Annotated in this window: 1 protein-coding gene; it reads left to right on the top strand. The window is 61.8% G+C overall.

Features of this window, described 5'->3' with window-relative positions; translation table 11 throughout:
- Positions 1–294 precede the first annotated feature (294 nt).
- A partial coding sequence (locus ACWGS9_RS35060) for a hypothetical protein (protein ID WP_454509461.1) occupies positions 295–764 on the top strand: 470 nt, incomplete at its 3' end.

The raw sequence follows: 764 nt of genomic DNA on the forward strand, positions 1-764 counted from the left end.
CGCGACCTGCCGTGCGTTGACATTTGGGGACACGCTTCGCTGCCGGGCCATCAATGTCCGTGGAGGACGACGTAGCGCGGGGCCTGATAGACCTTCCGCCGCAATGCACAGCACTGTGCCGTTGACCGAAATCTCACACCCGCTCTCTCGGCCACCGATAGGCTTGGCCCAAAATGTCAAGCGCGCAGCACGCTTTTTGCTTTAGTGTGGAAAAAGCGTGACGCGTCGATTGAAGGAGAGCGCTGGCATGGTTCGGGTCGTTGGCTTCCTGCTCCGGCGTGTGCCAAGCCCGGCATGCTGATTGGCAAGCGGAACCCGCGGCCAGTTGCGCGCGTAGAGCGGTCGTTCTCGATCGTTGCAAGCCTTCCGCGGGATGACAAAGAGGGCCTGCGAAAGCCGGGCGTCTTTCGAGCGCCTGCCTCATCCGTCGATGCAAACAAGTCGCGTGGCGGTGTGTCGGCATCGACGGGACTGCACCAAAAGTCCGGCGAGGTGGCATTTGGGCGCCACGTTCGCCGCTTTTGCATGATCTGCCTGTGTCTCTTTCGCTTGTTGTCGCCGGCCTTCGCGCAGGACGATGGCGAGGACGAGGAGGAAGAAGATAACGCCGTGTGCGACGTCGATGTCGGCGGGTCCGGCTCGGAAAGCAAACCGCTCAGCGCCACAGATGGCACGGGTTCGCATCGTTACCTCGTCAACGGCGTTTGCTACGATCTATCCGGAAGCCTGCAGGGCACTCTGCAACACACCAATGCTCCGGAGCC

This window comes from Mesorhizobium sp. Arg314 (assembly GCF_053714275.1).